The organism is Streptomyces sp. NPDC059866 (assembly GCF_042731325.1).
Classification (GTDB): domain Bacteria; phylum Actinomycetota; class Actinomycetes; order Streptomycetales; family Streptomycetaceae; genus Streptomyces; species Streptomyces flavusporus.
In genome coordinates, this window is the sequence record NZ_JBHWJT010000022.1 from 164,154 (window position 1) to 188,646 (window position 24,493).

Annotated in this window: 27 protein-coding genes and 3 pseudogenes; 11 read left to right on the top strand and 19 right to left on the bottom strand. The window is 68.5% G+C overall.

The window, feature by feature from the left end; translation table 11 throughout:
- Positions 1 to 170 precede the first annotated feature (170 nt).
- The 4 genes from ACFV7R_RS31120 to ACFV7R_RS31135 all read left to right on the top strand — a co-directional run bounded on the left by ACFV7R_RS31120 (position 171) and on the right by ACFV7R_RS31135 (position 5,753).
- Positions 171 to 1,031, top strand: a complete 861-nt coding sequence (locus ACFV7R_RS31120) for a cupin domain-containing protein (RefSeq protein ID WP_385269387.1) — start codon at positions 171 to 173, stop codon at positions 1,029 to 1,031.
- A 23-nt stretch (positions 1,032 to 1,054) separates the two neighbouring features.
- On the top strand, positions 1,055 to 4,111 hold the full coding sequence (locus tag ACFV7R_RS31125; protein WP_385269389.1) for a BTAD domain-containing putative transcriptional regulator: 3,057 nt from the start codon (positions 1,055 to 1,057) through the stop codon (positions 4,109 to 4,111).
- Positions 4,112 to 4,212: 101 nt separating this feature from the next.
- Positions 4,213 to 4,752, top strand: coding sequence for a flavin reductase family protein (locus tag ACFV7R_RS31130; protein ID WP_385269391.1), 540 nt, complete (start codon positions 4,213 to 4,215; stop codon positions 4,750 to 4,752).
- A 113-nt stretch (positions 4,753 to 4,865) separates the two neighbouring features.
- Positions 4,866 to 5,753: an NAD(P)-dependent oxidoreductase gene (locus tag ACFV7R_RS31135; RefSeq protein WP_385269393.1), complete on the top strand. Its 888-nt coding sequence runs from the start codon at positions 4,866 to 4,868 to the stop codon at positions 5,751 to 5,753.
- Positions 5,754 to 6,178: 425 nt separating this feature from the next.
- Here ACFV7R_RS31135 and ACFV7R_RS31140 read toward each other — a convergent pair whose 3' ends face one another.
- On the bottom strand, positions 6,179 to 7,309 hold the full coding sequence (locus tag ACFV7R_RS31140) for a UvrD-helicase domain-containing protein (protein WP_385269395.1): 1,131 nt from the start codon (positions 7,307 to 7,309) through the stop codon (positions 6,179 to 6,181).
- Between the two features lie 99 nt (positions 7,310 to 7,408).
- On the opposite strand from ACFV7R_RS31140, the pseudogene ACFV7R_RS31145 reads away from it, so the two are divergent.
- Positions 7,409 to 8,014, top strand: a pseudogene (locus ACFV7R_RS31145) (IS30 family transposase); the annotation flags it as partial.
- Positions 8,015 to 8,151: 137 nt separating this feature from the next.
- Here ACFV7R_RS31145 and ACFV7R_RS31150 read toward each other — a convergent pair.
- Complete coding sequence (locus ACFV7R_RS31150; protein WP_385269397.1) at positions 8,152 to 8,709, bottom strand: hypothetical protein; 558 nt, start codon at positions 8,707 to 8,709, stop codon at positions 8,152 to 8,154.
- A gap of 383 nt (positions 8,710 to 9,092) precedes the next feature.
- On the opposite strand from ACFV7R_RS31150, the gene ACFV7R_RS31155 reads away from it, so the two are divergent.
- From ACFV7R_RS31155 to ACFV7R_RS31170, 4 genes and pseudogenes are all read left to right on the top strand, one after another.
- Positions 9,093 to 9,371: a hypothetical protein gene (locus ACFV7R_RS31155; RefSeq protein WP_385269399.1), complete on the top strand. Its 279-nt coding sequence runs from the start codon at positions 9,093 to 9,095 to the stop codon at positions 9,369 to 9,371.
- A 425-nt stretch (positions 9,372 to 9,796) separates the two neighbouring features.
- Positions 9,797 to 10,155, top strand: a pseudogene (locus tag ACFV7R_RS31160) (PRC-barrel domain-containing protein).
- A 40-nt stretch (positions 10,156 to 10,195) separates the two neighbouring features.
- On the top strand, positions 10,196 to 10,555 hold the full coding sequence (locus ACFV7R_RS31165) for an ANTAR domain-containing protein (RefSeq protein ID WP_385269401.1): 360 nt from the start codon (positions 10,196 to 10,198) through the stop codon (positions 10,553 to 10,555).
- Positions 10,556 to 10,835: 280 nt separating this feature from the next.
- Positions 10,836 to 11,672, top strand: a pseudogene (locus ACFV7R_RS31170) (SigB/SigF/SigG family RNA polymerase sigma factor).
- A 52-nt stretch (positions 11,673 to 11,724) separates the two neighbouring features.
- On the opposite strand, the gene ACFV7R_RS31175 reads toward ACFV7R_RS31170, so the two are convergent.
- The 9 genes from ACFV7R_RS31175 to ACFV7R_RS31215 form a co-directional block, all read right to left on the bottom strand.
- Positions 11,725 to 12,441 (bottom strand): GAF and ANTAR domain-containing protein, encoded by a 717-nt coding sequence (locus ACFV7R_RS31175; RefSeq protein ID WP_385269403.1) that lies wholly within the window; start codon positions 12,439 to 12,441, stop codon positions 11,725 to 11,727.
- Positions 12,442 to 12,520: 79 nt separating this feature from the next.
- Positions 12,521 to 13,210, bottom strand: coding sequence for an ANTAR domain-containing protein (locus tag ACFV7R_RS31180; RefSeq protein WP_385269404.1), 690 nt, complete (start codon positions 13,208 to 13,210; stop codon positions 12,521 to 12,523).
- 61 nt (positions 13,211 to 13,271) lie between these two features.
- Complete coding sequence (locus tag ACFV7R_RS31185) at positions 13,272 to 13,727, bottom strand: hypothetical protein (protein WP_385269406.1); 456 nt, start codon at positions 13,725 to 13,727, stop codon at positions 13,272 to 13,274.
- Between the two features lie 212 nt (positions 13,728 to 13,939).
- On the bottom strand, positions 13,940 to 14,365 hold the full coding sequence (locus tag ACFV7R_RS31190; protein ID WP_385269408.1) for an STAS domain-containing protein: 426 nt from the start codon (positions 14,363 to 14,365) through the stop codon (positions 13,940 to 13,942).
- Between the two features lie 586 nt (positions 14,366 to 14,951).
- On the bottom strand, positions 14,952 to 16,193 hold the full coding sequence (locus ACFV7R_RS31195) for a PP2C family protein-serine/threonine phosphatase (protein ID WP_385269410.1): 1,242 nt from the start codon (positions 16,191 to 16,193) through the stop codon (positions 14,952 to 14,954).
- A gap of 234 nt (positions 16,194 to 16,427) precedes the next feature.
- Complete coding sequence (locus tag ACFV7R_RS31200) at positions 16,428 to 16,739, bottom strand: STAS domain-containing protein (RefSeq protein WP_385269412.1); 312 nt, start codon at positions 16,737 to 16,739, stop codon at positions 16,428 to 16,430.
- Between the two features lie 431 nt (positions 16,740 to 17,170).
- Positions 17,171 to 17,875 (bottom strand): DUF5994 family protein, encoded by a 705-nt coding sequence (locus tag ACFV7R_RS31205; RefSeq protein WP_385269414.1) that lies wholly within the window; start codon positions 17,873 to 17,875, stop codon positions 17,171 to 17,173.
- A gap of 40 nt (positions 17,876 to 17,915) precedes the next feature.
- Entirely contained in the window at positions 17,916 to 18,263 is a 348-nt protein-coding gene (locus ACFV7R_RS31210; RefSeq protein ID WP_385269416.1) for a hypothetical protein, read from the bottom strand.
- Positions 18,260 to 18,451: a CsbD family protein gene (locus ACFV7R_RS31215; protein WP_385269418.1), complete on the bottom strand. Its 192-nt coding sequence runs from the start codon at positions 18,449 to 18,451 to the stop codon at positions 18,260 to 18,262. The genes ACFV7R_RS31210 and ACFV7R_RS31215 overlap by 4 nt, the downstream gene beginning before the upstream one ends.
- A 316-nt stretch (positions 18,452 to 18,767) precedes the next feature.
- Between ACFV7R_RS31215 and ACFV7R_RS31220 the strand changes: the two genes are divergently transcribed.
- Both ACFV7R_RS31220 and ACFV7R_RS31225 read left to right on the top strand, forming a co-directional pair.
- Positions 18,768 to 19,769 carry an acyl-CoA desaturase gene (locus ACFV7R_RS31220; protein WP_385269420.1) on the top strand — a complete coding sequence of 334 codons (1,002 nt, stop codon included), beginning with the start codon at positions 18,768 to 18,770 and terminating at the stop codon, positions 19,767 to 19,769.
- 48 nt (positions 19,770 to 19,817) lie between these two features.
- On the top strand, positions 19,818 to 20,216 hold the full coding sequence (locus ACFV7R_RS31225) for a DUF5994 family protein (RefSeq protein WP_385269422.1): 399 nt from the start codon (positions 19,818 to 19,820) through the stop codon (positions 20,214 to 20,216).
- 68 nt (positions 20,217 to 20,284) lie between these two features.
- On the opposite strand, the gene ACFV7R_RS31230 is transcribed toward ACFV7R_RS31225, so the two are convergent.
- The 8 genes from ACFV7R_RS31230 to ACFV7R_RS31265 all read right to left on the bottom strand — a co-directional run bounded on the left by ACFV7R_RS31230 (position 20,285) and on the right by ACFV7R_RS31265 (position 23,894).
- Positions 20,285 to 20,731, bottom strand: a complete 447-nt coding sequence (locus ACFV7R_RS31230) for a DUF5994 family protein (RefSeq protein WP_385269424.1) — start codon at positions 20,729 to 20,731, stop codon at positions 20,285 to 20,287.
- A gap of 282 nt (positions 20,732 to 21,013) precedes the next feature.
- The gene (locus tag ACFV7R_RS31235) at positions 21,014 to 21,205 is read right to left on the bottom strand and encodes a hypothetical protein (protein WP_385269426.1); all 192 of its coding nucleotides are present in this window, start codon (positions 21,203 to 21,205) and stop codon (positions 21,014 to 21,016) included.
- Positions 21,206 to 21,241: 36 nt separating this feature from the next.
- The gene (locus ACFV7R_RS31240) at positions 21,242 to 21,595 is read right to left on the bottom strand and encodes an Asp23/Gls24 family envelope stress response protein (RefSeq protein ID WP_385269428.1); all 354 of its coding nucleotides are present in this window, start codon (positions 21,593 to 21,595) and stop codon (positions 21,242 to 21,244) included.
- 311 nt (positions 21,596 to 21,906) lie between these two features.
- The gene (locus tag ACFV7R_RS31245) at positions 21,907 to 22,062 is read right to left on the bottom strand and encodes a hypothetical protein (protein WP_385269430.1); all 156 of its coding nucleotides are present in this window, start codon (positions 22,060 to 22,062) and stop codon (positions 21,907 to 21,909) included.
- A gap of 320 nt (positions 22,063 to 22,382) precedes the next feature.
- On the bottom strand, positions 22,383 to 22,655 hold the full coding sequence (locus ACFV7R_RS31250; protein WP_385269432.1) for a hypothetical protein: 273 nt from the start codon (positions 22,653 to 22,655) through the stop codon (positions 22,383 to 22,385).
- 83 nt (positions 22,656 to 22,738) lie between these two features.
- Positions 22,739 to 22,999: a hypothetical protein gene (locus tag ACFV7R_RS31255; RefSeq protein WP_149826434.1), complete on the bottom strand. Its 261-nt coding sequence runs from the start codon at positions 22,997 to 22,999 to the stop codon at positions 22,739 to 22,741.
- A gap of 105 nt (positions 23,000 to 23,104) precedes the next feature.
- Complete coding sequence (locus tag ACFV7R_RS31260; RefSeq protein ID WP_385269434.1) at positions 23,105 to 23,329, bottom strand: hypothetical protein; 225 nt, start codon at positions 23,327 to 23,329, stop codon at positions 23,105 to 23,107.
- Between the two features lie 4 nt (positions 23,330 to 23,333).
- A complete protein-coding gene (locus tag ACFV7R_RS31265) occupies positions 23,334 to 23,894 on the bottom strand; it encodes a DUF5994 family protein (protein ID WP_385269445.1) in 561 nt (186 codons plus the stop codon).
- Positions 23,895 to 24,493: the final 599 nt, after the last annotated feature.

Genomic DNA, 24,493 nt, shown 5'->3' on the forward strand with positions numbered 1-24,493 from the left:
GCGGGCACGGGGGCCCGCTGCCCCCCCGCGGGGGCCGGGCGGGCGGCGGCGGGGGCCGCCCGCCCACCGCCGGCCTCAGCGTTCTCTCGGGCAAAGGCCCGATGAGGATCAGCAGCAACTGGGCGAGGAATGCCAGCCAGGGCATCTTCGCGTTGGACGGAGGGGTTGACATGGCTTACTACATTGCACGTGCGGCGGATCGGAAGTTCTTCGACGTCGACGGCGTGCCGGGTCTTCGGCAGGCGCTCCTGGTCGGGCATGAGCAGGGTGCTTCGCACCTGGAGGTGAGCCTGTACGAGCTGGCTCCCGGGGCGACGACGGGCTGGACCCGCTGCCCGTTCGAGGAGTCGTGGTTCATCACGGGCGGAACCGGCGAAGCCGCCTTTGCCGGGCTGCGCTACGAACTCGGCTCCGGCGACTACGGTGTGGCGCCTGTCGGCGTCGCCCATGTGCTGACCGCCGGTGACGAGGGACTTACGTGGCTCGGAGTACGCGCACCGAAGCCGCCGACGTTCGACGGAGCCCGTAGCAGCATCGCCGCCAAGCCCACTCCGGGTGAGAACCTCGGTCGCCCGTCGGAGACGGATCCCCGGCATCGCTTCGTCGGGCACTTCGAGGACTCGGACATGGCCCCGTACGCGCAGCTGTCGATGCCCGGCTACCACGGTCCCAACGTCAAGAACATCAGCCTCAGGATGATGGTCGACCAGCTCCTGGGAGCACAGCATCACACCGTCTTCGTGTGCGAGATCGCGCCGAAGTCCGGTCCGGGCCAGGCGGCCAAGGTCCACTACCACCCGTTCGAGGAGATCTATTACTTCACCTCCGGCGGAATGCGAGGGACCCTCGACGGCAACGACGAGGTCGTCGAGACAGGCGACCTGGTGTGGGCGGGCACCAACGGCACACATGGGTTCGTCAACGAACGTGACGAACCGGCCCGTTGGATCGAAGTTCAGTCGCCGATTCCTCCCACGTCGGACGGGTTCTTCTTCCCGGACGACTGGCGTAAGCTCCCGGAAGAGCACTGAGGATCACGGAGGCGCGACGATCGATGGGTGACTCCGCTCCCGATCGGCCAAGCGGCTCAAAGGCGCCGGGTCGACAGCATCGCGCAATCATCAGGCGAAAACTGGCCATGCCGGAGCCGGCGAAGGACATCGTCGTTCGCGAAAGGCTCAGTCAACGGCTGAGAGAGTTGCTCGACCGTCACACCGTGGTGAACGTCTTCGCGACGGCCGGAGCCGGCAAGACCACGGCAGTGGCTCTGGCCGTCCGCGACCTCGACAGGCCCGTTGCCTGGCTGTCACTCGACGGTACGGAGCAGGCGGCGGGCCGCCTGCTCGTGTACCTCGAGGCGGCCGTCGAAGGCGCCGTCCCCTGCGCAGCCGATGTAGCGTCCGACGCCCTGAGCAGCAGTATCCACATCGGCGAGGCAGCCGGACTGCTGGCGGAAACCCTTCAGGGGAGTCGGCTCATTCTCGTGTGCGACAACGTGGAACGAATCGCTCCCGACGAGACCTGCATCGCCGTGCTGTCGTTTTTCGCCCGCTACCTGCCGCCCGGCGTCAACCTCGTACTGATCTCGCGCGTCGACGTCAGTCTGGACACGGGCTCGACGAGCGAGCGCGACCGGGTGGGTGAGCTGGTCGAGAGCGATCTCTCTTTCGACGCCCAGGAAGCCGCCGCAGCCCTGCGAACCGTCGGCCGCGTCGATGTGAGTCCGGTTCAGGCGGTTGCGGCGACGGGGGGCTGGGTCACGGGCGTCCTGTTCGAGGGCTGGTGCCATACAAGCTCTCCCACGATGGATCCCGACCTGCTGCGGTCCTATGTCGCAGCGAACGTCTTCAACTCGCTTTCCCTGACGGAGAGAACGTTCCTCCTGCACACCAGTCTGCTGGAAGAGGTGTCGGTGGGCGGCGCCCGGGCCCTGGGCCAGGAGAACGCGGCGCAGGTCATGGCGGACCTCCGCGCCCGGCACCTCCCCGTGACGTGGTCCTCGGACGGTTCGCGTATGGCGCCGCACCCGGTGTTCCGCGACTTCCTGCTCGAGGCTCTGGGCCGGGAGGACGCCAAGACGATCGGCGCCGTGCGTCGCAGGCACGCCGAGCTCCTGATCGCGCGCGGCGAGCACGAGGAAGCCATCGACGAGTTGCTCCTGCTCGGGGACCTGGAGGCGGCCGGGCGGCTGGCTGCCGTAGCCCTCCCCAGCCTTGTCGCCCGGATGGACTTCGCGCCGGCGGCACGCTGGCTCGATGCACTGGGGGCGTTGGCCGGGACTCCGCCCCCGGAGATCGGATCGGTCATCCTGCGCGTCGCGTTCGCACTCGAGCAATGTGACCGCGGAGTGGAACTCGTCGATCGCCATGGATATGACTGGCTTCCCAAGCCGGAGACCCCCGACTTCGAGGAGGCCCACGTCCTGGCCTGTTGGTGCCTTTGGCACCATGGGCGCATCGAGGAGGCGCGATCCATCGCCGATCAGCTGCCCCCGGGCCGGAACCGGCACATCGCGTTCACGCTGATCGCACTGGCCACCGGCGAGGAGCCGCCGCCCTTCCCCGAGTACTCGACCACGCCGTCCGGCCCGCTCGACGGTCTGCTGATGCGGCTCGCCTTCCTGCGCGGTCGCCTTGAGGGACTCGACGACCCGGGATCGTTCGATCCGTGGCGCACGATACTCGGCGGCCCTTGGGCCGTCGCCGCACTGCGCGCCACCGGGCGACTCGACGCCGCGATGGCGATGTTCGAGCCTCGCCGTGGTTCATCGCAGCCGGTCTGGCTGCATGCCGTCGACGCCGTCGATCTCATGCTCGACCTCGGCCGGGGAGACGAGGCCTGCGCCTCCATCCAGCGAGGCAGAGAGCTCATCTCGGCAACCGGCTCGCAGGTGTACAAGAACATGAGCCTGCTCGTCGAGGCCAAGCTGTGGCTGCGCCTCGAGGGTGACACACAACGTGCCGACGGCGTGCTGGCGGAGGCGGCCGCCAACGGATCCTCGGCATACACCCTCACACGGGAGACGTGGCAGATGTGGTCGGGTCTGTCGATGCTTCTGCAGAACAGGGATGCCGAGGCGCACGACTACCTCGCGGAATGCCTCCGCAGCATGCAGAAGGGAGACCGCCATCTCGATCTCCCGACGGCCGCCGTGTACCTGGCCGAGGCGCAGTGGCGCCTCGGACTCGAGGACGAGTCCGACGCCACGGCCGACCTCGCGATGGTCTCCGCCTCGACACATGGAACACAGCACCTGCTGCTGACGGCCCTTGCCGACGTGCCGTCGGTTGCGGCGAGAGCTGCGGACACCAAGTCCAGTCGTATGTCGCCCTGGCACGAGATCCTCGCCGTCCTCTCCGGCCAGCATCCCGTGCGCGTGCACGTGAGTACGCCCCGACTCGTCCTCGAGGAGTTCGGCGAGCCGGCCCTCATGGTCGACGGAAACCTGACCCAGCCTCGGCTGACGAAGAGTGTCGAGCTCCTCAGCTATTTGCTCTGGACACCCGACCGCAGGGCTACACGCGAAGAGCTTCTCGGGGCGCTCTTCGGTGGCCGCAACGATGCTGCCGGCCGCAGCTATCTGCGGCAGGCGCTCTACCGGCTTCGCGAGGTACTGCCCGACGGCCTGGGCCCGGCGCAGGACGGTGACGTCTTTCAACTGGTCGGCCCCGCGTTGGCCATGGGTTCGGCGCAACAGGCGGTCGACCTCGTAGCCCAGGCTGGAAGACAGGACGGAGAGATCCGTCTCCAGACGCTGTCGCGCGCCCTCAGCAGCGCTGAGAGGGGGCCCTACCTTGCGACGGTTTCAGGTGAGTGGGTCGCCGAGCGCCGCGTCGTTCTGTCCGAGACCTTCTTGGCGGCCCGAGTCGACGCAGCCAGGCTCGCCTATCGAATGAACCGATACCGCGAGGCGAAGGAACTGGTCGACCGCGTGCTCCGCGAAGATCCGTACCGCGAGCAGGCATGGCAGCTCGCCATCAGACTGGCGCATGCCAGCGGCAGCGATGATGCCGTGCTGGCGCTCTACCAGCGGTACGTCGCGCGGATGCGGGACCTTGGCGTGCCGCCGTCCGACGAGGTCCGCCGGCTCGTCATGCAGTTGCGCCGATAGGCCTGACCGATTTCGCGTCGGTAAACACGTCGTCAGTCACACTCAGGGCACCTGATGACAGGAACGCTCAAGCCATCTCGTTACAGGCAACGGAGGGCATCATGGGTGCATCGACCGCGCAGGAAATGAGTGCTATTTATCGCGGAGCAATGGCGCGGTTCACGACCGGCGTCACGATCGTGACCACCAGGACTCCGAACGGACCGGCAGGGATGACGGCCAGCGCTGTGGCGTCCGTTTCACTGGATCCGCTCATGCTGCTGGTGTGCGTCGGAAACACGCTTGCCACCAGGGACGCGATCTCCGGCTCCGGAGTCTTCGCCGTCAGCGTCCTTTCCCGGGGCCAGGAACGGCACGCGCTTCAGTTCGCGAGCCGGTGTGACGACAAGTTCGCCGGCGTCGGGCTGCGAACCGACCACGCTCTCCCCGTGGTTGACGGCTCAGTCGCTCACTTCGCCTGCAACGTGAAGGAAGAGATCGCCGGGGGAGACCACACGATATTCATCGGCGAGGTGGTCAGCTGCGGCTACTCCGCAGACTCGGACCCCCTTGTGTACTTCGGTGGGAAGTTCGGCAGCCTCTGCGATCTCAATTCCCATGCGCAGCTAGCGTTCGACTGGCAGCTCGCTGCGTCGATGTAGCGGGAGGCCGCCGAGGCGCCCGGGCCGGGCCATGCGCATCACCTCGCATCGTGGCCCGGGTGCGATCAACAACCCTGTGCGCATGTCGCGCACCTCATACCCAGGAGATGAACGTGGACGTATCCGTGCTGGGTCTCGGTCAGATGGGATCCGCCATTGCCGAACGACTCATCAGCGCGGGCCACAAGGTCAGCGTCTGGAATCGGTCGAAGGGCAAGGCGGACGGCTTGGTTGCCAGGGGCGCGTTCGAGCTGGACGCGCCCTCCGAGGGGTGGGCCCGGTCGGATGTCTGTATCACGATGGTCGCCGACTCCCACGCCTTTGCCGATGTCGCGCTCGCACCCCACGGCGGGCTCGTGCACGCCGCAGCCGGCAGGGGGAAGACGCTCATCGACATGAGCACCGTCTCGGCCGAGGTCTCCGGTCACGTGGCCGCCGCGGCCGCCGTCGGCGGCGTACGGTACCTGCGCGCTCCGGTGAGCGGAAACCCGGGTGTCGTACGTGCCGGGAACCTCACGATCCTCGCTTCGGGCGAGGAGGCCGTCTTCACGTCCGTCGAAGGTCTCCTTCGCGACATCGGTCCCCATGTGTTCAACGTCGGCGAGGGGGACGCTGCCCGCATCATCAAGCTGGCTCTCAACCTCATGGTCGCCGGGACGGCCGAGCTTCTCGCCGAGTGCGTCGCCTTGGCCGAGGCTCACGACGTACGACGGGACAAGCTTCTGGAGGTCGTCGGAGCCTCGGCGGTGGCGTCGCCGTTGGTCAAGTACAAGATCGGGCCTCTCCTGGCGGACGACTACACATCGACGTTCAGCTCGCGGCTCATGCGCAAGGACTTGGACCTGGCCCTTGAGTCGGCGGCAGCCGGCGGGGTTCCGCTGCCCGTCACCGGCGTCGTGCAGCAGCTGCTTCAGGCGTGCATATCGACCGGCTTGGGTGAGCTGGACTTCATGGCCCTGCTCATCCGGCTGCAGCGTGAGGCCGGTCAGACGTCTGCCTGACCGGCGTCACTGACGACTTTGGTGACGATCCACCGCCCAGCAGTTTCTTCGTCTGCTGGTGGTACACCATGCATGGCGTCGTGACCAGGGAAAACGAAGGTCGGGCTCGCTATGGGTGGGGTGTTGGCCCGTCTATGGTCCGGATCTTGGTCTTGATCGAGTTGATGGGCGGAACCCTGAGAGAGGTTCTGCACCCCGGGGCTCAGGGATGAGCGAGGGCCGCTCGCGGTTGTAGCGAGCCCGAATGGCGGCGTGGCGGTCGCCTTGGGGTGATACGAGGGATCGCAATCGCCGTTCTTGGGCGTACGGACTTGCGAGTGCCGTCGGCGCCTGTGGCGCCGACCGCCGATCACACTTGCCCGGTGCCCGGCAAGGGCGCCGCAGGCACCGGCGGTGCGTGCACGTCCCGCAGGAGTCTGGGTGGGTCAGAGAGCGACGGTGCGGCGTCGTGCCCGGGTAAGGGCGACGTACAGGGAACGATGCTCCTCGTCTTCGAGGACGAGGCCGTTGTACAGCGCTGCCGCATCGTTCTCTTCCAGCCTGACACCCACGGTGCCCCGCTCTTTGCCCTTGGCCTGGTGACAAGTCAGGCCGGGGACCAGTTGGTCGCGCGCGACCTGGGATCTCGCTCGGAGGTTCTGCAAGCCGGTGAGTGGGGTTCGCGCATGCTTATTCGAAGGTTCGACAGGCAGTTCCGTGATCAGTATGTCGACGAAGTCGTCCCAAATGCTCCGCACACTATTTGTGCCGGCCAGTGATTCCACGGTGGATTCGAGGTGCGGACGCAGCCGGGCCAGAGCTTCGCGGTCTGCGATGCCCAAGGTGATCAGAGCGTCGCTGAGGAAGACGGCCTGCATGCCGAGCGCGCTCTCGGTGATTTCGTTGAGGAGCAGTGTGCAGGCGGCTTCCTGGAACTGTCCTGTCAGCGGCTTGATGGCGAGGGGCAGGACGTGGGCGTGTGTGTTCCAGAGCGTCTTCCACTGGCGAGCGAGGACTACGTCGGCATCTTGAACGCTGCCCATGGGAAGAATCGCCCTTTCGCCGCGACGCAACCGCTGTGCGAGCGATTGCTGGGCGCTGGTGGACCATCGGAACGAGCTGTGGAGGTTCCTTTGAGTGAAGCCGTGTCGCGTGACGAGCTGTGACACCTGTTTGGGGCGTGCACCGCGGAAGCCGTAGAGGGCCTGCCACGGGTCCCCGACCAGGGTGATGTCGAGGTTGCCGTCAACGGCGAGGCGGATGAGCTCAAGGTCCAAATCATTCGCGTCGTAGATCTCGTCGATGATCAGCGACCTGATGGTGGTGGACAGGAAAGAGGCAATGGAGCCTCTCACCTGCGCATGGTGGAGAGCGAGTTGTAGTACCTCGCGCACGTTGTCGTGGGTGCACTGACCCTGGCGCACGGCTGTGGTGAAATCGCCCAGCGTAACGTGACCGCCGGGTCTTGACTCTCGTACGGAAGCTGTGATGATGCGCCTGCCGTCCAGGGTGAGAACGGGCTTCTGTTTCGTGGATGCGGTGGGCAGGCGGCTTCGCCACGTGTCCAGAACTTCCAACTCTCGGTGGTCTCCGGGCCAATGGAGTATGCCGGTCTGTAGAAGGTGCGCGAGTACGTCGTACAGGACCGTGTCGAGGGTGGTGACACGATGTGGCCACTGCGCCGGGAGCTGGCCGGGGCCCTGCGCACGGGACGGGCCCGGCGCAAGCCGCACCGCCAGGCCGCTGCCCGGCAGCCGCGCTTCGCCCACCCGATGGTCATGATCAGCGAACGGCCCGCCGAAGCAGACGACCGCGCCGTTCCCGGCCACTGGGAAGGCGACCTGATCATCGGCAAGGACGGCGCCTCCGCCATCGGCACCCTGGTGGAGCGGGCCACCCGCTACGTCCTGCTCGTCCACCTGCCAGGCGGACGTGGCGCCGAAGACGTCAGCACGGCCCTGCAGACGACCATCCGGACCCTGCCACGGCACCTGACCAAGTCCCTGACCTGGGATCAGGGCTCCGAGATGGCCGCACACCACGCTTTCACCGTCGCCACCGACATCCCGGTCTACTTCTGCGACCCGGCCAGCCCATGGCAGCGCGGCTCGAACGAAAACACCAACGGCCTGCTACGGCAGTACTTCCCCAAGGGCACCGACCTCTCCGTCCACGGACTCGACCAGCTGGCCGCCGTCGCCGCCGAACTCAACAGCCGCCCACGCAAAACGCTCGACTGGGAAACCCCAGCCGAGCGCCTGCATAAACTGCTCGCGGCCTGATCAATCGACCACGTGTTGCAACGACCCCTGGAAACCACCGCCAGTGAGGGGTCGTGTGGTCTGCGCGGTAACGGCATGAGGCACATGTTGCGGGACCGTACGTCATCACGGGCCGTTTCCCTCCGCGTGGCGTCGGGTCAGCGCCGACAGCGCGTGGCCTTGGCCGTCGGGGGACGGCGGGTGGGCCTGGACAGAGCGGCCGGCTGTTCGGTGACCAGGGCCTCGAAGAGGCTTTGGGCTTCGACCATGGCCTCCCGTATTTCCTCGGTGCTGCTCTGACCGCGGGCCGCCGCGTGCATGCTGCGGTAGCCCTGGACGTAGTGGGCGTGGCGGACGGAGAGGGCGGCGATCTGGTCCTCGAACTGCTCGCCGTCGGGGAAGCCGCGGCCTCTTGCCAGGCGCGCCAGCAGCGCGTCTGCCTCGGTGACGGCCTGCTGCGGTGATGCGACGAACTGCTCCTGGATGATGGCCCATTGCGTCACGTAGCGCTCTCGGACCGCGGGCGACAGCGGCTGTTCCGTCAGGGAGCCGTGCCGCTTGAGGCGCTCGCCGAGTTCCTGAACGACCCCTCGGCGGGGGCTTCGGCCGGGCTCGGCCGGCGGCGCCGGCAGGATGTGATCCTCCCACCAGGACAGGGCCATCACGGTGGCTAGCAGGACGAAGGGAGTTGAAGCGGGAAGGATCAGCGCGTACATGTGTACCGCCTGGTCTGGGATGCGTGCGACACGGCGGGCAGCAGATCGGTACCTGTCCGGGGCGCATCGGGGTGCGACCGGGATCGCGTGACGATGGGCGCGTACGGGAACGGCCTCGCTCGTGACGTGGCGGGTTCCGGCACCGATGCGCAGGGTGCGCCCTCTGGGAAGCGTGCCGGCGGTGCGACGCTGCCGGGGGCAGGGGCGGCATGTCGCACGCTAGCCCTCGCCGCAGTTCCCCGACAGGTGCCAAGCAGCCATTCATGCCGCACAGGACGCGCTGACGTCGCACGGTATCCGCAACCGTTGGGCAGGACTACGCTGTGGGGTGAGGCCCCAGTCCCCGGTATCGATGCTGTGTCCCGCTCCCGGGGAGGCCCACCGTGTTCGTGCTGCTCCTCATCCTCATCGTGGTCTTGTTCGGCCTCGGCTTCATCAGCCCCATCTGGTGGGTGGCTGCGGCCGTGTTGGTCTTCGGCGCCACCCGGCACGGCCGCGAACGCGGGGGAGGCTGGATCCGTGGCGACGGTTCCGATCTCGGGAACTATCGGGACTACCAGGCGCGCCGGGATCGTCAGGACCGCTGGGACCGCCGCTACAGCCGTCAGCACCGGGCGCGTTGGCGGCGCGAGGACCGTCGGGACCGCGAACACCGCAAGTGATCCGTGGAGTGGCCTGGGAGCCGTAGGTTCCGGGGACGGCTTCAGCCCGGCCGGACGCGTTCTGATCGTTGAGAGGTGTATGCCGTGCAGCGCACAAGCGTGATCCAAGAGGAGTGGGATCTGCGGGCCGAGGCCACGTGGGGGAACGCACCTGTGGGACGGGATGTCGCCGCACTGCGCGCAGAGAACGACCAGCTGCGGCAGGCGCCGGCCGGCCGTGCGGTCATCGACCTGGCCCACGACATGCTGGGCAGTGTGACGCCGAACTTCCGGAGGCGGCCGCGGACCTGGTCGCCGCCGGGGAGGGCAAGCCGCTCCCGGAGCGGATGCAGCGTGCGCGGCGTCGTGCGCTGCGGCGATTTCACGTGGAGAACCAGGGGTGCGACCCACAACCGCCAGGCGGGTCGTCCAAGTAGGGAGAGGTCATGATTCACGCAGCCGACGTCCGAGAATGGCGCAACCGCGATGTCGTCGACACCGAGTCGCACAAGATCGGTGTCCTGGAGGCGGTCTATGTGGACACCACCACCGATGAGCCGGCCATGGCCACGGTACGGACCGGACTGCCCACCCGGCACCGTCTGGTCTTCGTCCCTCTCGAGGACGCGATCGTCGGGCCGGGCTATCTCAGGGTGGGCTATGTCAGAACGCTGGTGAAGCAGGCCCCTTCGATCGGCACCGACGACGTGCTGCCCGCCGAGCAGGAGGAAGCGGTCTTCAAGCACTACGGAGACTGCCCTACAAGCCTGGTGCGGCCGGCGAACGGCAACTGGCGCGCCGCTGACGACCTGTGGACGGGATGACTGCCCTGTGAGGTACGGACCATGCACCAGGTGACCCCGCCCCGTGAGGAACAGCGGCTGTTGACGGCTGTGCCTTCGGCGGGGGATGCGGCTCTGCTGGCCGAGGTCGTCGAACTACGCGCCAGGAACGAGCAGTTGGGCCGGGCGCTGGCGAGCCGTGCGGCGATCGACCAGGCACGCGGCATGGTGATGGCCCTGGCCCCGTGTTCCAGCGACAGGGCCTGGGACTTGCTGGTGGACGTGTCGCAGCACTGCAACACCAAGCTCCGGGACGTGGCCGCCGCCCTGGTCGCCACGACGACGGACGAGGCGCTCCCGGAACCGATACAACGGGAGCTGCGCCGAGCACTGAGGCGCCTCCACGAGGCGGACCCGAGATGACGGCGCAGGGCGGCCGGCGGAGGGCACCGGGAGCGGCGAACTCAACTCTCCGGTGCCTTCGTCCAGGACGGCCGTCGGACGCCTGTGGTGTGTAGCCCGCCCCGTGGATCTCAAACACCGGTCGTGCGGTTCTTTGTCCGTTCCTGACGCCCTGTTTGAAAGCGGGCTGCCCGGGAACTCGTCCGATGTGCTTCAGACCGGAGGCACGCCCGTGGGAGCAGCTGTCGCTGCTCCCCAGTGCGCTGCGGTCCGACGGCTCCCACGGTGAGCGACGCCACCGATGAGGAGACCCGCGCCCATGCCGGATGCACGTACCCAGAGGTCACGAGGCGCATCCCCCTACGACGATGCCCCGGACACCGATGCCGCGTTCCGCCGTATCGCCGCCCTACCGGACGGCCCGGAGAGGACCGCCCTGCGGCAGGAGGTGGTGTGCGCCTGGGCGCCGATGGCCGTACGGCTCGCCCGGCGCTTCCGTCATCGCGGCGAGTCTTTCGAAGACCTCGAGCAGGTCGCCCAACTCGGCCTGATCAAGGCGGTGACTCGTTTCGACCCGAGCCTTGGCAACGCCTTCCCGAGCTTTGCCGTACCGACGATCCTGGGCGAAGTGAAACGACACTTCCGTGACCACCTCTGGGGTGTGCACGTACCGTGACGCGTACAGGAGTTGAGTACCCAGGTCCGCTCCGCCGGCCGTGAGTGCGCTTCGCTCTACGGCCGCGAACCCTCCGTCCACGACATCGCCGCGCACACCGGCCTCACCGAGGCGGAGGTGCGGCTGGGCCAAGAGGCGATGCGGAGCTTCACCCCCCTGTCCCTGGACGCCGTACCCGGCCGCTCCGAGCACAGCCACCCACTGACCGACACGCTCGGTGGCACGCAGCCCGGCTTCGACATGATCGTCAACCGTGAAGCGCTCCGCCCGCTGCTGAGGGCCCTGCCAGAACGCGAACGACAGATCCTCTACATGCGGTTCTTCTGCGAGATGACGCAGAACCGCATCGCCCTGCAGCTCGGTCTCTCGCAGATGCACGTCTCCCGGCTGATCATCCGCACCTGTGCGCGCCTGCGCGACCAAGTGATGGCCGAGGCCCACGATCGCAGGAGGGCAGTGTGACGACGCTCGGGGGCACGGGCGGCGCCGGAGCGGACCCCGGCAAGGGCGTGGGTCAGGACCCCAGACCGGCGAGGGGTTCCGAGCCGTCGATGAGGGCGCGGGCCACATCGGCCAGGCGCCGGTTGTGGGAGCGGGCGTAACCGCGCAGTGCGGTGAACGCCTGCTCCATGTCGATGCCCTGGCGTTCGGCGAGTTTCCCCTTGGCCTGTTCGATCAGTACCCGGCTGTTCAGCGCCGTCTGCAGTTGTTCGTTGAGCACCGTGCTGCGCTGAGCGGTGCGTTGTTGCAGCAGGCTGATGGTGGCGACGTCGGCCAGGGCCTGGGCGACGGGTGCGGCGGCCGGGTCGAAGGGTCCGGGGGTGATGCGGAAGAGGTTCAGGGCGCCGACGACCTCGTCCCGCAAACGCATCGGCAGGGCCTGGACCGCCCCGAACCCGCTGCGCTGGGCCGCCACCGCGAAGCGCGGCCAGCGGGCGGCCACCGTACCGAGGTCGGGGACGATCACCGGTACGCCGGTGCGGAAGCACTCGAGGCAGGGGCCCTCGTCGTTCTGCAGCTGGAAGAGCTCCAGCAGGCGCACCTGTTCGTCGGAGGCGGCCATGACGCGAAGTTTGCCGTCCCGGTCGGCGAGCAGTACCCCGGCGGCGCTTACGTCGAGCATGCCGACGCAGCGGTCGGTCAGCAGGCGCAGGAAATCGATGAGGTCGAAGTCGGCGACCAGATTGTCGGCCAGCTCGACGAAGGTCTTGGCCAGAAGCTGTTGATCCATCGTGGGCACCCTTGATTGAGACTAGCCCTTGCCCGAGGGGACGGGAAGTACGGCACATTCCTTGGCCGGGACCGATGCGTCAGGTTTCCTCCTCGGCCTGATCCGGCTCCGCGTCCGGGGAGAAACGAAGCCGTCGGGCCACCACGTCGGCGGCCACGTCGGCGAGCCGGCGTCCCTGCGCATAGGCGTAGGCGCGGAGCCGGACGAAGGCTTCTTCGATGCCGACTCCGAGCTGAACCGTGAGCACCCCGCTGGCCTGGTCGATCTCCGCCCGGTACGCGCCCAGGTCCTTGACGCTGCGGTCCGGCATCGGCCCGCCGGTCGGCGCGCCCGCCTCGTCGATCCTCGTATCGAGCAGGAGCAGTGTCGCGAGATCGGCGAACGCCAGTGCGTCGGCCAGTTCCTCCGTGTCCAGTACGGTCGGAATGTTGGCGTACACGTCCAGAACTCCCGGGCTGATCGCCCCCTTCTGCAGGGGGAGTGAGAACACCGCGCGGGCTCCGGCTTCCAGGGCCGCATCGGCGAACACGGCCCAGCGATCCTGAAGTTCGGTGGTGAGCAGATCGGGTGCCAGGACGGTCGAGCCGCGTACAAAGGCGTCCACGCAGGGCCCCTCGCCCAGCGTGAGCTGGAGCTCTTCCAGTTGCTCGCTAATGTCGTCGGTGCTGCACAACGGATGGCTCGCCGCGGTCCGGGACATCGCCGACAGTCCGGCTCCGCCGACCGGCAGCGCGGCCACGGCCGCGGTGCATACGTCCACCACACTCACCCGGGCACCTCGTCGGACCGCCTGCTCGGCCACCAGCATCCGAATGCGGGCCGACCGCCTGTCAGGCCCCACCCGGGCCACCGCCTCCAGGCATCGTGACAAGGCCCTCCAGCCTCGCCGTGGTGCGTTCCCCGAGGGGAACCACCAGCGCGCGGAACGTGGTGGCGCCCGTCGGCCTGCGAAGCTCTCCGATGTCCAGCCACCCCCAGGAGCGGAGCGCAGCGAGGGCCTGGCCATCGGCCCGGTCCACCAGGGTGGCGCCGAGCGACGCCTGATGGTCGGTCAGCAGCCGCTCCTGCACACGACGGGCGAGTTCCCAGTCCTGCGGGTGCGGCCGGACCAGGATGTCGGCGAACGCGAAGACGTTGCCGGACATGGTGAGTTGCCCGACGCTGCGCGGCAGTATTCCTTCGAAGCCGATCCACCAGGAGCCGTCGCCGCGGACCGGGAATCCAAAGGCGCATCCCATCAGGCTGTCCGTCTCGGCGATCACCATGGCAAATCCCGGTCGGCGCATGTCCACGATGAGACGGTTCAGGAAGTTCTGGCGACCGGGACGGCGGTACGCATCACCCGGCGCCGTTGCACGGGACTCCGCATACAGATCAGCCAGATCCTCACGCAGGCTCTCCACCAGCCAGCGGTTCAGCCGGCGCAACCGCGCCTGAGCTATGGCTGAGGGTTCGCCGTCCCCCGGCTTCCGTGACTGTCCCCGCCCTGGTCCGGCCCTCATCGCACATCTCCCGAGAGAGCAGGTGCAAGTGGGACAGACCGGTGCGGAGGGGCTGGACGGGACGCGGCAGGGGTATCGCCGGGAGGAGGTGGCAGGGGGCCGAGCGGAAGGCCAAGCAGCAGTGACCCGCAGCCGGCGAGGTCGAGAATCCGAGCCAACATCGTCGGCGGGTGGTGCAGTCGCAGGGTCCCGCCGACCACGGTGGTTTGCTGCGCGGCGTGGAGGAATGCGTTGAGTCCGCTGCAGTCGCAGAAGGTGACGGGGGTGAGGTCGACGTCGATGGTGCGGATACCGTCTCGCAGGCACCGTTCCAGGGACAGGCGCACCAACGGCGCGGATTCGAGGTCGATCTCACCGGCCAGGGTGATCAGCGTCCGTGTCCTTCGGTCATGGCGGTAGACGGTGAGCTGTGGCAGGGGCATGACGCCTCGGTTCGGAAGGCCGGCCGGCAGCGGGCGCGGTGGGCCGGCGTTCCGGCCCCCTGGGTGCGCTCCCGGCAGGGGCGTGTTTTCGGCGGAGGCAGAGCAACGGCCGGTCCGACAGCCTGCGCAGCAGGACAGAGGACCCACCCAGTTCCCTCCAGGGATGCGCCGGGTGACAGACGAAAAGTCCGCACCCCGCAGCCATCTGTGTTCAGCAACAGCATGTCGCCGGGGTCTGGGACGTCTACACAGCAGCGTAGTGCTCGCGTCGTGTGACGGACCGTTCGAAGCAGCCCAATCCCAGGATATGGAGGCTGCAAAAAAGCGGTGGCTCACGCATCTCCGAGGCACCGCACGGTCTTCGCACGCGAAACGCCCAAGCCGCCCGAGTGGGGCGGTCCGTGCACTGCCGTCCCGGTCCGGATGAGCCCCGCGCTCGCCTGGGCACGATGCTGCCGACTGAGTCGGAGCTCCGTGGCGAAACGATCGTCGCGGACGGGGCGGCGGAGAAGATCCCCGGCATCGCCGCAGCCAGACAGGGGGTCCCTGTGGCGTCGGCCCTGTCTTCGGCGGCGCAGTTGTCGGCTCACTCCAGGAGCACGAGGTGGTCGGCGGCGCCCCCGCGCCATTCGATCAGGAAGAGGGTCGCGTCGTCGGTGGTGCGGCCGCCCCGTTGCTGCTTCAGGGCGTGGGAGAGCGAGCGCACCACCGCTCGTACTCCCTTCGCCGTGTGTTCGACGCGGTTGACCCAGTGGATGAGTTGCTCTTCGCCGAATTGTTCTTCGCCGGCTTCGTGCTCCTCGATCAGGCCGTCGGTGAAGCACAGCACTCGGTCGCCGCGTTGGAGCATCTGCCCGCTGATCCGGGGCTCTTCACCGCCGAAGCCGACGGGCAGGGTGGTCGGGCCTGCCAGTTGCCGGACGACCCGGTGGTCACGGATCAGCAGCGGTGCGGGATGGCCCGCGTTGACCCACTGCAGGTAGCCCGTCGCGATGTTCAGACGCATCATCTGGGCGGTGACGAAGTGGTCGGGCCCGAACTGCTCGGCGATGGCCCGGTCCATGAACGCGTAGATCTCGGACAGGCCGATGTCGGCACGTCTGGCGTGCCGGTAGGCCCCGACGGCGACGGTCGCCATCGTGGCGGCGTCCAGGCCGTGGCCCATCGCATCGACTATGGCCACGTGCAGGATGTCCTCGTTGAGGGCGTAGTCGAAGCTGTCGCCCGCGACGTCGTAGGCGGGCTCCAGGATTCCGGCCACCTCGACCTGCGGGACGGACATCGCCAGCGGCGGCAGCAGGGACCACTGGATCTCCGCGGCCACGCTCATCGGTTCACGGCGCCGGGCACGGAAGAACTGGTCGGTGTAGCTGTGCTTGGTGACCAGCATGTCGGCGACCAGACCGGCGAGCCTGCGCAGCAGCCGTCGGTCGTCGTCATCGACGGTGTCCAGGGTGAGGGCCATCACGCCCACCTGGTCGCTGCCGTCCAGCAACGGCAGGTACATCCGGACGCCGTCGGCCCTCGGCACCTCCACCGTGGTCGCGTGCAGAAAGGCCGTGCCGGCGGGAGAGTCATCGATCGGCTCGGGCTCGCCGACCATCAGCCGCCGACCTGACAGCGGCACCAACACCAGCTGGCCGTAGTCCTGCAGCAGGATCGAGACGTCGCGGCCACCGACCCGGGCCACCTCTTCCGCGATCAGCGGGGCGATCAGCTGCGGCGGCATCTCGTGTGCCCGGTCCAGCAGCACCCCCAGCAGTCGCTCACCGAACCCTTCCGACCGGTCGAGCATGCCCTCGTCGGGTCGGCGCTCACCTTCCGCCACAACCGCACCCCATCGGCGTCGTCGAAGCTTCGGCCGCCGTGTCCATGCTCACCTCGTGCCGCGAGTCCAGCGCCCGCACCGACACACGGGCTCCTGACACGACCGCGATCAACCCGCACAGAGTGACGCGGCCGGTCACTCCGAACAGCCCATTACGCCAGAGAACGGCATGTCACACATGATCAGAGAAGATGGCTCTCCGTACCGCTGTGCACGACATCTCTCCCGGAGCCGTCACAGGAGCAGAAGATCGGGGCCGGTGTCCGCGAGGAGCCGTGCGGTCTGCGGGGACGGGTGGTGCAGCCGCAGGGACGCGTGGGTCTCGGCGGCGTGCCGTGACGCGTCGAGGAAGACGCGCAGGCCGCTGCTGTCGCAGCGGTCGACGGTGGTCAGATCGACGTCGATGGTGGTGATGCCGTCATGCAGGCATCGCTCTAGAGCGGCGTGCACCTGGGGCGCGGTGGCCGGGTCGATCTCACCGGCCAGGGTGATCAGTGCCCGCCTGCCCCGGTCGTGCCGGTAGATATTCAGCTGCGGAAGAGTCATGACGCCTCGGTTCAGATGCCTCGGTTCATGGGTCCCGGCCGCTCCTCGCGCGGTGCACGGCCCCGGGTGCATGCGCCCGGGCGCCCGCGTCGGTACGGGCCGAGTCGACGGTCCGTGCGCGCGGCCGGTGGGGGAACCGGCTGGTCACCTGTGGTGAGTGGTACGGCTGCGGTGGCGGCGCGGCGGGAAGCGGCCGCGGCCCCCGTCGCGGTGGTCCCGTCGTTCGCCGGCGGTCGACGACTCGGACCGGTCCTGTTCCACCGGGGGCTGCGGCGTGCCGCGTCCGCGGCGGCCGGGCAGGGGGGCGCTGTACCGGTGCACGGCGATTCTGTCGGCGTGCTGGATGTTGAGCCGGTGGATCACGTATGCCGCCGCTTGCGATGAGGACCACGAAGGCGGCGGCCATCAGGAAGGTGTTCATGGCGGCCACCTCACATACCGATGATCAGTCGGCTGGCCCGGTCGGGCGGACCGGTCTGTTGGGGAACGGCTGCGGACACCGCGGAGGCGCCGCCCTCGTACTCCCATGCCTCGTCCGGGTCCAGTGACTGGTCGGCCGCCAAGACGCCGTGCCGGGCCTCGTCCGCGGCGATGAGCGCGCTCGCGGTCAGTGGCGGGCCGTCGTAGTTGGACGCGGCAGCCATCAGCCGGGCCGCCGACTCCGCCCCGGTCTCGGGCGGGATGACCAGCAGGTCCCAGCGGCCGGTGCCGTAGGAGAGCAGCAGCAGCTTGTGCGGGTCGATCTCCGGGGTGAACCAGCCGACCTTGACGATGTGGCCGTCCACGGGAACCTTGCGGGGGATGACCGGCCAGTGCTTCGGGTTTACGGCGATGCGGGTGATGCGGCCCCACAAGGGGTCCAACACGTCGGTGAGTGCGGGCAGTTCGCTCAGCAGATCCCGGGAGCGGGGCCACCAGGCACCGTCCAGGAGTCCGCGGGAGGTGCCGTCGGTCTTCAGGGCGAGACGCGCGGCCGGGGCTGCGACGGGCTCGGGGTGCGGCAGGGTTGGGTGCAAGGTCGCCGACATGATGCGGACCCGTCTCCGGGCCGCCTCTGCGGCGGCCCGGGTTTCATCTTTCGCCGAGAACGACCCGGCGTGGAAGCCGGTGTGCGAAATGCCCTCGGTACTGTCCACACTACTCCGCGCTCCGCCGCAGCGCGGAGTATGCGGCCGCCTAGATGTGGAGCAGTCGTTGGGTGATCTCCCGGTACTGCCTCAGCGCGAGCCGGAGTTCGTCGGACTGCGTTCCGGGATCCCGGTCCTGCCATCCGGAGCGCAGGAGACGCCGCCGTTCCGCGAGGGCGTTCACGAGCTGGGCGGTGGCTTCGTCGTAGGCGCTCTCGGCCTCTTCCAGCGCCTCGCGCGGAGTGTCGGCGAAGGTGTTGAGGACGTGCCGGAGGCGCAGGACGATCTTGCCCTGTTCGTCCGACGGGAGCAGCGGCTCCGGGCCCGGGCTACGGCGCCCGGCCGCACCCGGAGTTTGGCCCGCGGGCTGCTGGGCGCGCGTCTGGTCGTACATCATCGGGGGCCGCTTCCGTTCCGCCTGAAGGCGTCCTTGGTCTTCTCGGCGGCCTGTTTCAGGCTTCCGGAGACCCGGTCGGCCCTGCCCCGGCGTTGCAGTCGCCTGTTGCGGGTGACCCGGCCGAGCTCTTCCGTGATCCTGCCCTTCATCGTCTGCGCCTTGTTCCTGATGGCCTGTGAAACGGTCATGGCCGGCCTCGCTGTTGTCCGGTAGATGGGTTCCCGCGGGGTCTGGGCGAGGCGGGAAGGCGGAATGCTTCGCCGAGTGTTCGGGAGTGGCATGGCCCTGCACCGTGCTGCCAAGTCAACGTCCGGCGACGGTCCGTGTCAACGCGGTGGCCGCGCGATCCGGCCCGCATCGTCTTGGAGCGTGCGGGAGTACGGTGGAGGAAGCGAGGGCTCTTCGTATGCCGGTGTCCGAACCGGCCCCGTCCTCGCGACTTCCCTCACATGGGCAGCCCGTGACCCCGGCCGTGCCATCCGCATCCAGGCCGAGGAGCCACGTATGCCACTCAGTCCGACCACGTCCACGACGGTCACACCGTCGGACCCCGTCCCGCCGCCCCAGGGCTACGACGGGACGGCCCCCTTCCCGCCGGACGGCCCGGCGCCCGCGCGCGACGGCGGTGAGCGGTTGTACGTCACGGTGACGGCGGTGATCGTCGTCCTGCCGTTCGTGGCGATCGGTCTCGCCGGCTGGCTGCTGTGGGGGAGTCTCATCCATCCCGCCGACATCGTCCTCGCGCTCGTCCTCTACACGATCACGGGTCTCGGCGTCACGGTCGGCTTCCACCGCGGCCTCACCCACGGCGGCTACCGGGCCGCCCGTCCCGTGCGCATCGCGCTGGCGATGGCCGGATCGATGAGCTTCCAGGGCGACGTCATCGGCTGGGTCGCCACCCACCGCCGCCATCACGCCTTCACCGACCGGCCCGGTGATCCGCACTCTCCGTACCGCTACGGCACGCACCTGCGCGGCCAGTTGCGCGGCCTGCTGCACGCACACGTCGGCTGGCTGTTCCGCAACGACCGCACACCCGCCGACCGGTACGCCCCCGACCTCCTTGCCGACCGCGATATCCGTGCCGTCGCCCGCGCCTTCCCGGCGCTGTGCGTCCTCACGCTCGCCCTGCCGTTCGCGGTGGGCTGGGCCATCGGCGGTACGTGGGTGCACGGCGTAACTGCCCTGCTGTGGGCGGGACTTGTGCGCATCGCGCTGCTCCACCACGTCACCTGGAGCGTGAACTCCCTCTGTCACATGATCGGTGAGCGCCCGTTCCGCACCCGGCGCCACGACCGGGCCACCAACCTGTGGCCGCTGGCCCTGCTCTCGTTCGGCGAGAGCTGGCACAACCTCCACCACGCCGACCCCACCAGCGCCCGCCACGGCGTCGACCGCGGCCAGCTGGACCCGTCCGCCGCTGTCATCCGCCTCCTGGAACGCCTCGGCTGGGTGTACGACGTGCGCTGGCCCACTCCAGACCGCGTGGCCGCCCGCCGCGCCTGACACCGGTCACTCACCTCCTCCGCCGCACGGCAGTTGACAGGAGCTTTCATGACCACCGCGCTGCAACCCCCTCCTCCCTCTCATCCTCTTCTCCGCCTGCGCCTGACTCCCCACGGCGGGCTCCCCCGTCCCATCGACGGAGCGTGGTGGCCCCGTTCGTACGACCTGCTCGCCGAACTCCCCCGGCTGCTCGCTGGATTGCCGCGCGCGTGGGGCCACATCACCAGCGTCACCGTCAACGGGGCGGCGTGGTCCGCAGTGCCCGACCGGATGCTCGTCTTCAACCAGGTCGTACGACTGCGCAGGACCGTGGCGGCATCCGCCCCGCACACCATCGTCCTGCTCGCCCCCGGCCGGGGGCGCTGGGACCTGCTGGTCGTGCCTCCGGATACGACCGAGGAGGCCGCGGAACCGCTCATGGCGGCCGCGGCAAGTGGTCACGTCTGATCCGGCCCACCACGGACTGCCCGGCGAATGATCAGGGCACCCACGGCCAGGTTCGGCGACGACGAACGTCACATCCCCGCCACCAGTCGGCCGGGCCGGCCGGTGGTGGCCTCGTACGACGAGGAAGTATCGCCGGCCTGTTCCGCCGTCAGGAGGGCGGTCGCGGTCATCGGCGGGCCGTTGTCCGCGCTCGCGGCGGCCATCAGCCGGGCGGCCGAGGGGGCGCCGGTCTCCGGGGGTATCACCAGGAGGTCCCAGCGGCCCGCCGTATAGGACAGCAGCAGGATTCTTTGCGGATCCTGCTCCGACGTGAACCAACCGACCTTCACCACATGGCCGTTGACGAAGATCTTGCGTGGGAGGATCGGCCAGTGGCGTGGGTTGACGGCGATATGGGTGATCCGTCCCCACAGCGGATCCAGTACGTCCGCCAGAGCGGAGAGTTCGTGTGCCAGGTCACGTGAACGGGGCCACCAGGCGCCGTCCAGTTCGGCGTGCCCTGGTGAAGGACTCACGGGTTTCAGCGCGAGGCGCGCGGTCGGGGCCCTGAAGGGAACGGCCCGTAGCGGGGGATGAGAGGTGGTCGCGGACATCGCGCGAACCCGTCTCCGGACCTCTGCACCTCTGCGCGAGGGCAGCCGCCCGGTGTCGTTGCTCACCGGGAACGAAACCGGCATCGGAGCCGGTGTGCGAAGTGCTCCCGATGAGTTCACGCTACTCCCCGAAGAGGCCGAACGGACCGCTCCTGGACGTCGGCTCACTTCCGTCGGCGGTCGTCCTCCGAGGAGCGGCTGGTCTCACCGCCGCCGGTTGCCGTGCTCGCGGCCGTGGAAGAGGTCGCCCAGTTCCCCGTCACCGTCGGCGAACCGTCCGGCGACGAACCCGATGGCACCCAGTGCTGCCACCAGCAAGGACGCGCCGAAGCCGGCGAAGTGTCCGGCAAAACCCAGAGCCATCCCGGTGAACAGGCCAACCGCGGCCATACTCATCGCGCGCTCCTTGCTCGCCTTGGCTCCGGCAAGCGATTACTCGAGCCGCCGATCTGGTTGTTCCTCCTCCTCGTCGAACAAATGCACATCGCCGACCGCGATATTGACCTCGACAACTTCCAGACCGGTCATCCGCTCGATGGCAGCGATCACGTTCTCTCTGACGTCGCCCGCGACCTCGATGATGGAGACGCCGTACTCGACGACGATCTCCAGGTCGACCGCGGTCTGTACCTCGCCGACCTCGACCTTCACCCCGCTGGTGACGGACTTCCCGCCGGCACCGGGCATACGTTCACGCATCGCCCCCATGCCACGGGCGAACCCGCCGCCCATCGAATGGACGCCCGGCACATCGCGGGCGGCCATCCCGGCGATCTTCGCCACCACACCGTCGGCGATTGTCGTATGGCCGCGCGACCCGGATCGCTTCCGTGCGGCACCCGCCCACTCTTCCCGCCGCGCTCGCCCAATGACCCCGCACGAGGAGTCTCGGGCTGGTTCGGCAGTCCGGTATCCGTCATCTTCGGTCACCACTTTCCGACGCAACAGGCAGCCTGTCGTGCCCCCTTCCTTCACGCTAACGGCGAGTGCCCGACCTCGCTCAGGCAAATGGCATGTGAGCGATGTCGGGCATTGCGCCAGGAGGCAGCGGTGGTATCCCACGCAGAAGGGCAGGTCGGGTGGCCGGTCGGACCGCCCTACCTGCGGCTGCGCCCCCTCCGCGTTCTGAGGAAGACAAGGTCGGCGATGAGCACCATCACCCCGATGATCAGCAGGTAGAGCGTGTCCCTGCCGAGCGCCCCAATGACGCCGAGCGCAACCGCCACGATGAGCAGCAGAAGAAACAGCACCACGTCAGCCTCCCGGCATCAGCGGCGGGCCAGTCACTGTCCGCCGTCCACGTAGACGGCGCATCTCTCGGCCCTTCGGTTCGACAACGTCGCAGTTGCGTCACTCATGGAGGTCGGCCGAGTGGATCACACCTTCTCCCTGTGGCATGTGCCGGTGACGCAACGGCCCCGGCGTATACACACCGGGGCCGCCCTTCCGGGTCATTGCACGTGAGCGTGCGCCGACCCACTCACCAGGGTAGGCCCGGCACGCCATTTCAGTCATATGGGAGGACATGGCCGTCATGTGACCGGCCGGAGCCCTGCGGGCGGCCTGGGCCGTGTCAGTCACTGTCCTTCTCCTCGGTCTCCATGAGCTGGATCCCCTTGTGCAGCAGTGTGACCATCGCGGGTGTGTTTCCTCGCGCCCAGTCGACCTGGATCAGCCCCTCGGCCGCCAGGTACGTGCAGGCGGCGGCCAGGTCCTCCTCGGGCATGGCGAGATCCTCGCGCAACTGCGCCCCGGTGAGGCCGAGGAGGCGATTGCCTTCGATGGCCTCGTACAGACTCTTCATGATCGCCTCGCGGTAGTGCTGCCGCTCGTGCAGTGTCGCCATGGTCGCCTGCCTCTCGTGCCGGCACCGACGGAAACCCGTACGTCCGGGGCGGTATCCACCTTCCCCCGCTGACGGTCATCTCCTCAGATTTCGTCCGGCTGTGTGTGATCGTCCCGGGAGGACTGGCTGGTCAACAGCCAGGAGCGCACCGGCTCCGCCATGCGCGTGGTGTCCACGGTGAGGTGGAGGCGTGTTCCGCCGTCAGCGCCTGCGGGGTAGCTGCGCGCTTCGGTGGCGGCGAAACAACGGCGGAGAATCTCCGCGACATGGCGAGCCGCCTCCGGGTCCGCGGCGACAATACGAACCTCTGCGTGCCCGGCCGACGGCAGTTCCGGTGACTTCATGGTGCCCCTTGCTCATACAGGACGACGTGCATCAGGGGCGACATGTCGGTGGGTGTGACGGCCGTCGCCCTACACCCACCCCCGGCTGGAAGCAGGTCTGCGTCATCAGCGGCTCCCCTCTCGATGCTCACGACGTGTGGCGTCGGCAGGAGGACCCTTCGGCGCGGTCGCACGCGGGCTCTTACGGTTCCGCCGACCGATTCCCGGAAGGGCATCGCTGTAGCGGAACGCCCCGATCCTTTCGTCATGCGGCGCGTTGAGCCGGTGGATCAGGAACATTCCCACGATGATCACGAAGATGATCACGGCGACGGTGACGGCTGTCTCCATGTCCTCACCTCCCCAAGGCGGAACTCAAGATCCCGATCGCGGCTCCGGCCGCCGAAGCGGCTCCGCCGTCGGTCTCCCATTCCTCTTCCCGGCTCCGAGCCTCCGCCGCGTCGTGGCTCATGGCCTCGTCGGCCATCAGACCGCTGGCCGTGCGGATACCTCCCGGAACGGTTGCTGCTGCCATCAGCCGGGCGGCGGCGGCCGGCTCCGTCTCCGGCGGGATCACCAGCAGGTCCAGGCGGCCCACCGTGTAGGAGAGGAGGATCACTTTGTTCGGGTCCTGCTCGTCGGCGAACCAGCCGACATGCACCGTGTGCCCCGTGACGGGGACCTTGCGCGGGATGACGGGCCAGTGGGCCGGGTTCACGGTGACGTGGGTGATCCGGCCCCAGCACGCGTCCAGCGCGTCCGTCAGAGTGGGGATCTCCCGGAGGAGGTCACGGGAGCGGGGCCACCAGGCACCGTCCAGGAGACTTGGAACCGAGCCGGTCGGGGCCAGGGACAGCCGGGCCGACGCCGAAGGCAGGCGCTCTTTGATGATCGTAGGTTCGATGGTCGCGGTCATGACGCGGACCTGTCCCCGGGCCTCCTCCTGGAGGCCGGTGTTGTTGCTCGCCGGGAACGACACCGACGTGGCGGCCGGTGTGCGAAGTGCTCCCGGTGTTTTCACTCTACGCCGCTCCGAGGCCCCGGGACGTGCTCGTGAGCAGGCATTTTACTGAGAGGAAACGAGTCCGGCACCGCCGGCGAGCGCAGCCGGTGCGGCGGCGTACGACTTACGGTGAGAGGACGACTGAGAGGACGAGATCCCGCGTTCGGCGGCGACACCGAATCCCGCAGGCAGGTGGACACACCATGACCGAATCCGACATCCCTCGCGCGCCCGGGCTCCTGCCGGCCTTCGCACGCCAGGCAGCGCGCCACCCCCGTCCCGCAGCGGATGAACCAGAAGGAGGTGGCGCAACCGGAGACGGAGCGCCCCGGGTGACCGCCCGGCGCTGGACCGACAGGCCGCGGGCCCGGGTGGGGGCCACGGCCCCGCGCGTCGGCGAACCGGCTCGTACGGGGGGTGTTACGGGAGTGCCATGCGCCAGATGCGGGCCCAGGTGGAGGCGTACTGGCGCAGCAGCGGGCCGGTGGTGTACGGGATGCCGTACTTCTCGC

What these genes read in the sequence shown, in the direction of transcription:
- ACFV7R_RS31120 (WP_385269387.1), top strand. Translation starts at nt 171, where the DNA reads ATGGCTTACTACATTGCACGTGCGGCGGATCGGAAGTTCTTCGACGTC.
- ACFV7R_RS31125 (WP_385269389.1), top strand. Translation starts at nt 1,055, where the DNA reads ATGGGTGACTCCGCTCCCGATCGGCCAAGCGGCTCAAAGGCGCCGGGT.
- ACFV7R_RS31130 (WP_385269391.1), top strand. Translation starts at nt 4,213, where the DNA reads ATGGGTGCATCGACCGCGCAGGAAATGAGTGCTATTTATCGCGGAGCA.
- ACFV7R_RS31150 (WP_385269397.1), bottom strand. Translation starts at nt 8,709, where the DNA reads ATGTACGCGCTGATCCTTCCCGCTTCAACTCCCTTCGTCCTGCTAGCC.
- ACFV7R_RS31165 (WP_385269401.1), top strand. Translation starts at nt 10,196, where the DNA reads ATGCACCAGGTGACCCCGCCCCGTGAGGAACAGCGGCTGTTGACGGCT.
- ACFV7R_RS31175 (WP_385269403.1), bottom strand. Translation starts at nt 12,441, where the DNA reads ATGGATCAACAGCTTCTGGCCAAGACCTTCGTCGAGCTGGCCGACAAT.
- ACFV7R_RS31185 (WP_385269406.1), bottom strand. Translation starts at nt 13,727, where the DNA reads ATGCGCCGACCGGGATTTGCCATGGTGATCGCCGAGACGGACAGCCTG.
- ACFV7R_RS31190 (WP_385269408.1), bottom strand. Translation starts at nt 14,365, where the DNA reads ATGCCCCTGCCACAGCTCACCGTCTACCGCCATGACCGAAGGACACGG.
- ACFV7R_RS31200 (WP_385269412.1), bottom strand. Translation starts at nt 16,739, where the DNA reads ATGACTCTTCCGCAGCTGAATATCTACCGGCACGACCGGGGCAGGCGG.
- ACFV7R_RS31210 (WP_385269416.1), bottom strand. Translation starts at nt 18,263, where the DNA reads ATGATGTACGACCAGACGCGCGCCCAGCAGCCCGCGGGCCAAACTCCG.
- ACFV7R_RS31215 (WP_385269418.1), bottom strand. Translation starts at nt 18,451, where the DNA reads ATGACCGTTTCACAGGCCATCAGGAACAAGGCGCAGACGATGAAGGGC.
- ACFV7R_RS31220 (WP_385269420.1), top strand. Translation starts at nt 18,768, where the DNA reads ATGCCACTCAGTCCGACCACGTCCACGACGGTCACACCGTCGGACCCC.
- ACFV7R_RS31225 (WP_385269422.1), top strand. Translation starts at nt 19,818, where the DNA reads ATGACCACCGCGCTGCAACCCCCTCCTCCCTCTCATCCTCTTCTCCGC.
- ACFV7R_RS31235 (WP_385269426.1), bottom strand. Translation starts at nt 21,205, where the DNA reads ATGAGTATGGCCGCGGTTGGCCTGTTCACCGGGATGGCTCTGGGTTTT.
- ACFV7R_RS31250 (WP_385269432.1), bottom strand. Translation starts at nt 22,655, where the DNA reads ATGGCGACACTGCACGAGCGGCAGCACTACCGCGAGGCGATCATGAAG.
- ACFV7R_RS31255 (WP_149826434.1), bottom strand. Translation starts at nt 22,999, where the DNA reads ATGAAGTCACCGGAACTGCCGTCGGCCGGGCACGCAGAGGTTCGTATT.
- ACFV7R_RS31260 (WP_385269434.1), bottom strand. Translation starts at nt 23,329, where the DNA reads ATGGAGACAGCCGTCACCGTCGCCGTGATCATCTTCGTGATCATCGTG.
- ACFV7R_RS31265 (WP_385269445.1), bottom strand. Translation starts at nt 23,894, where the DNA reads ATGACCGCGACCATCGAACCTACGATCATCAAAGAGCGCCTGCCTTCG.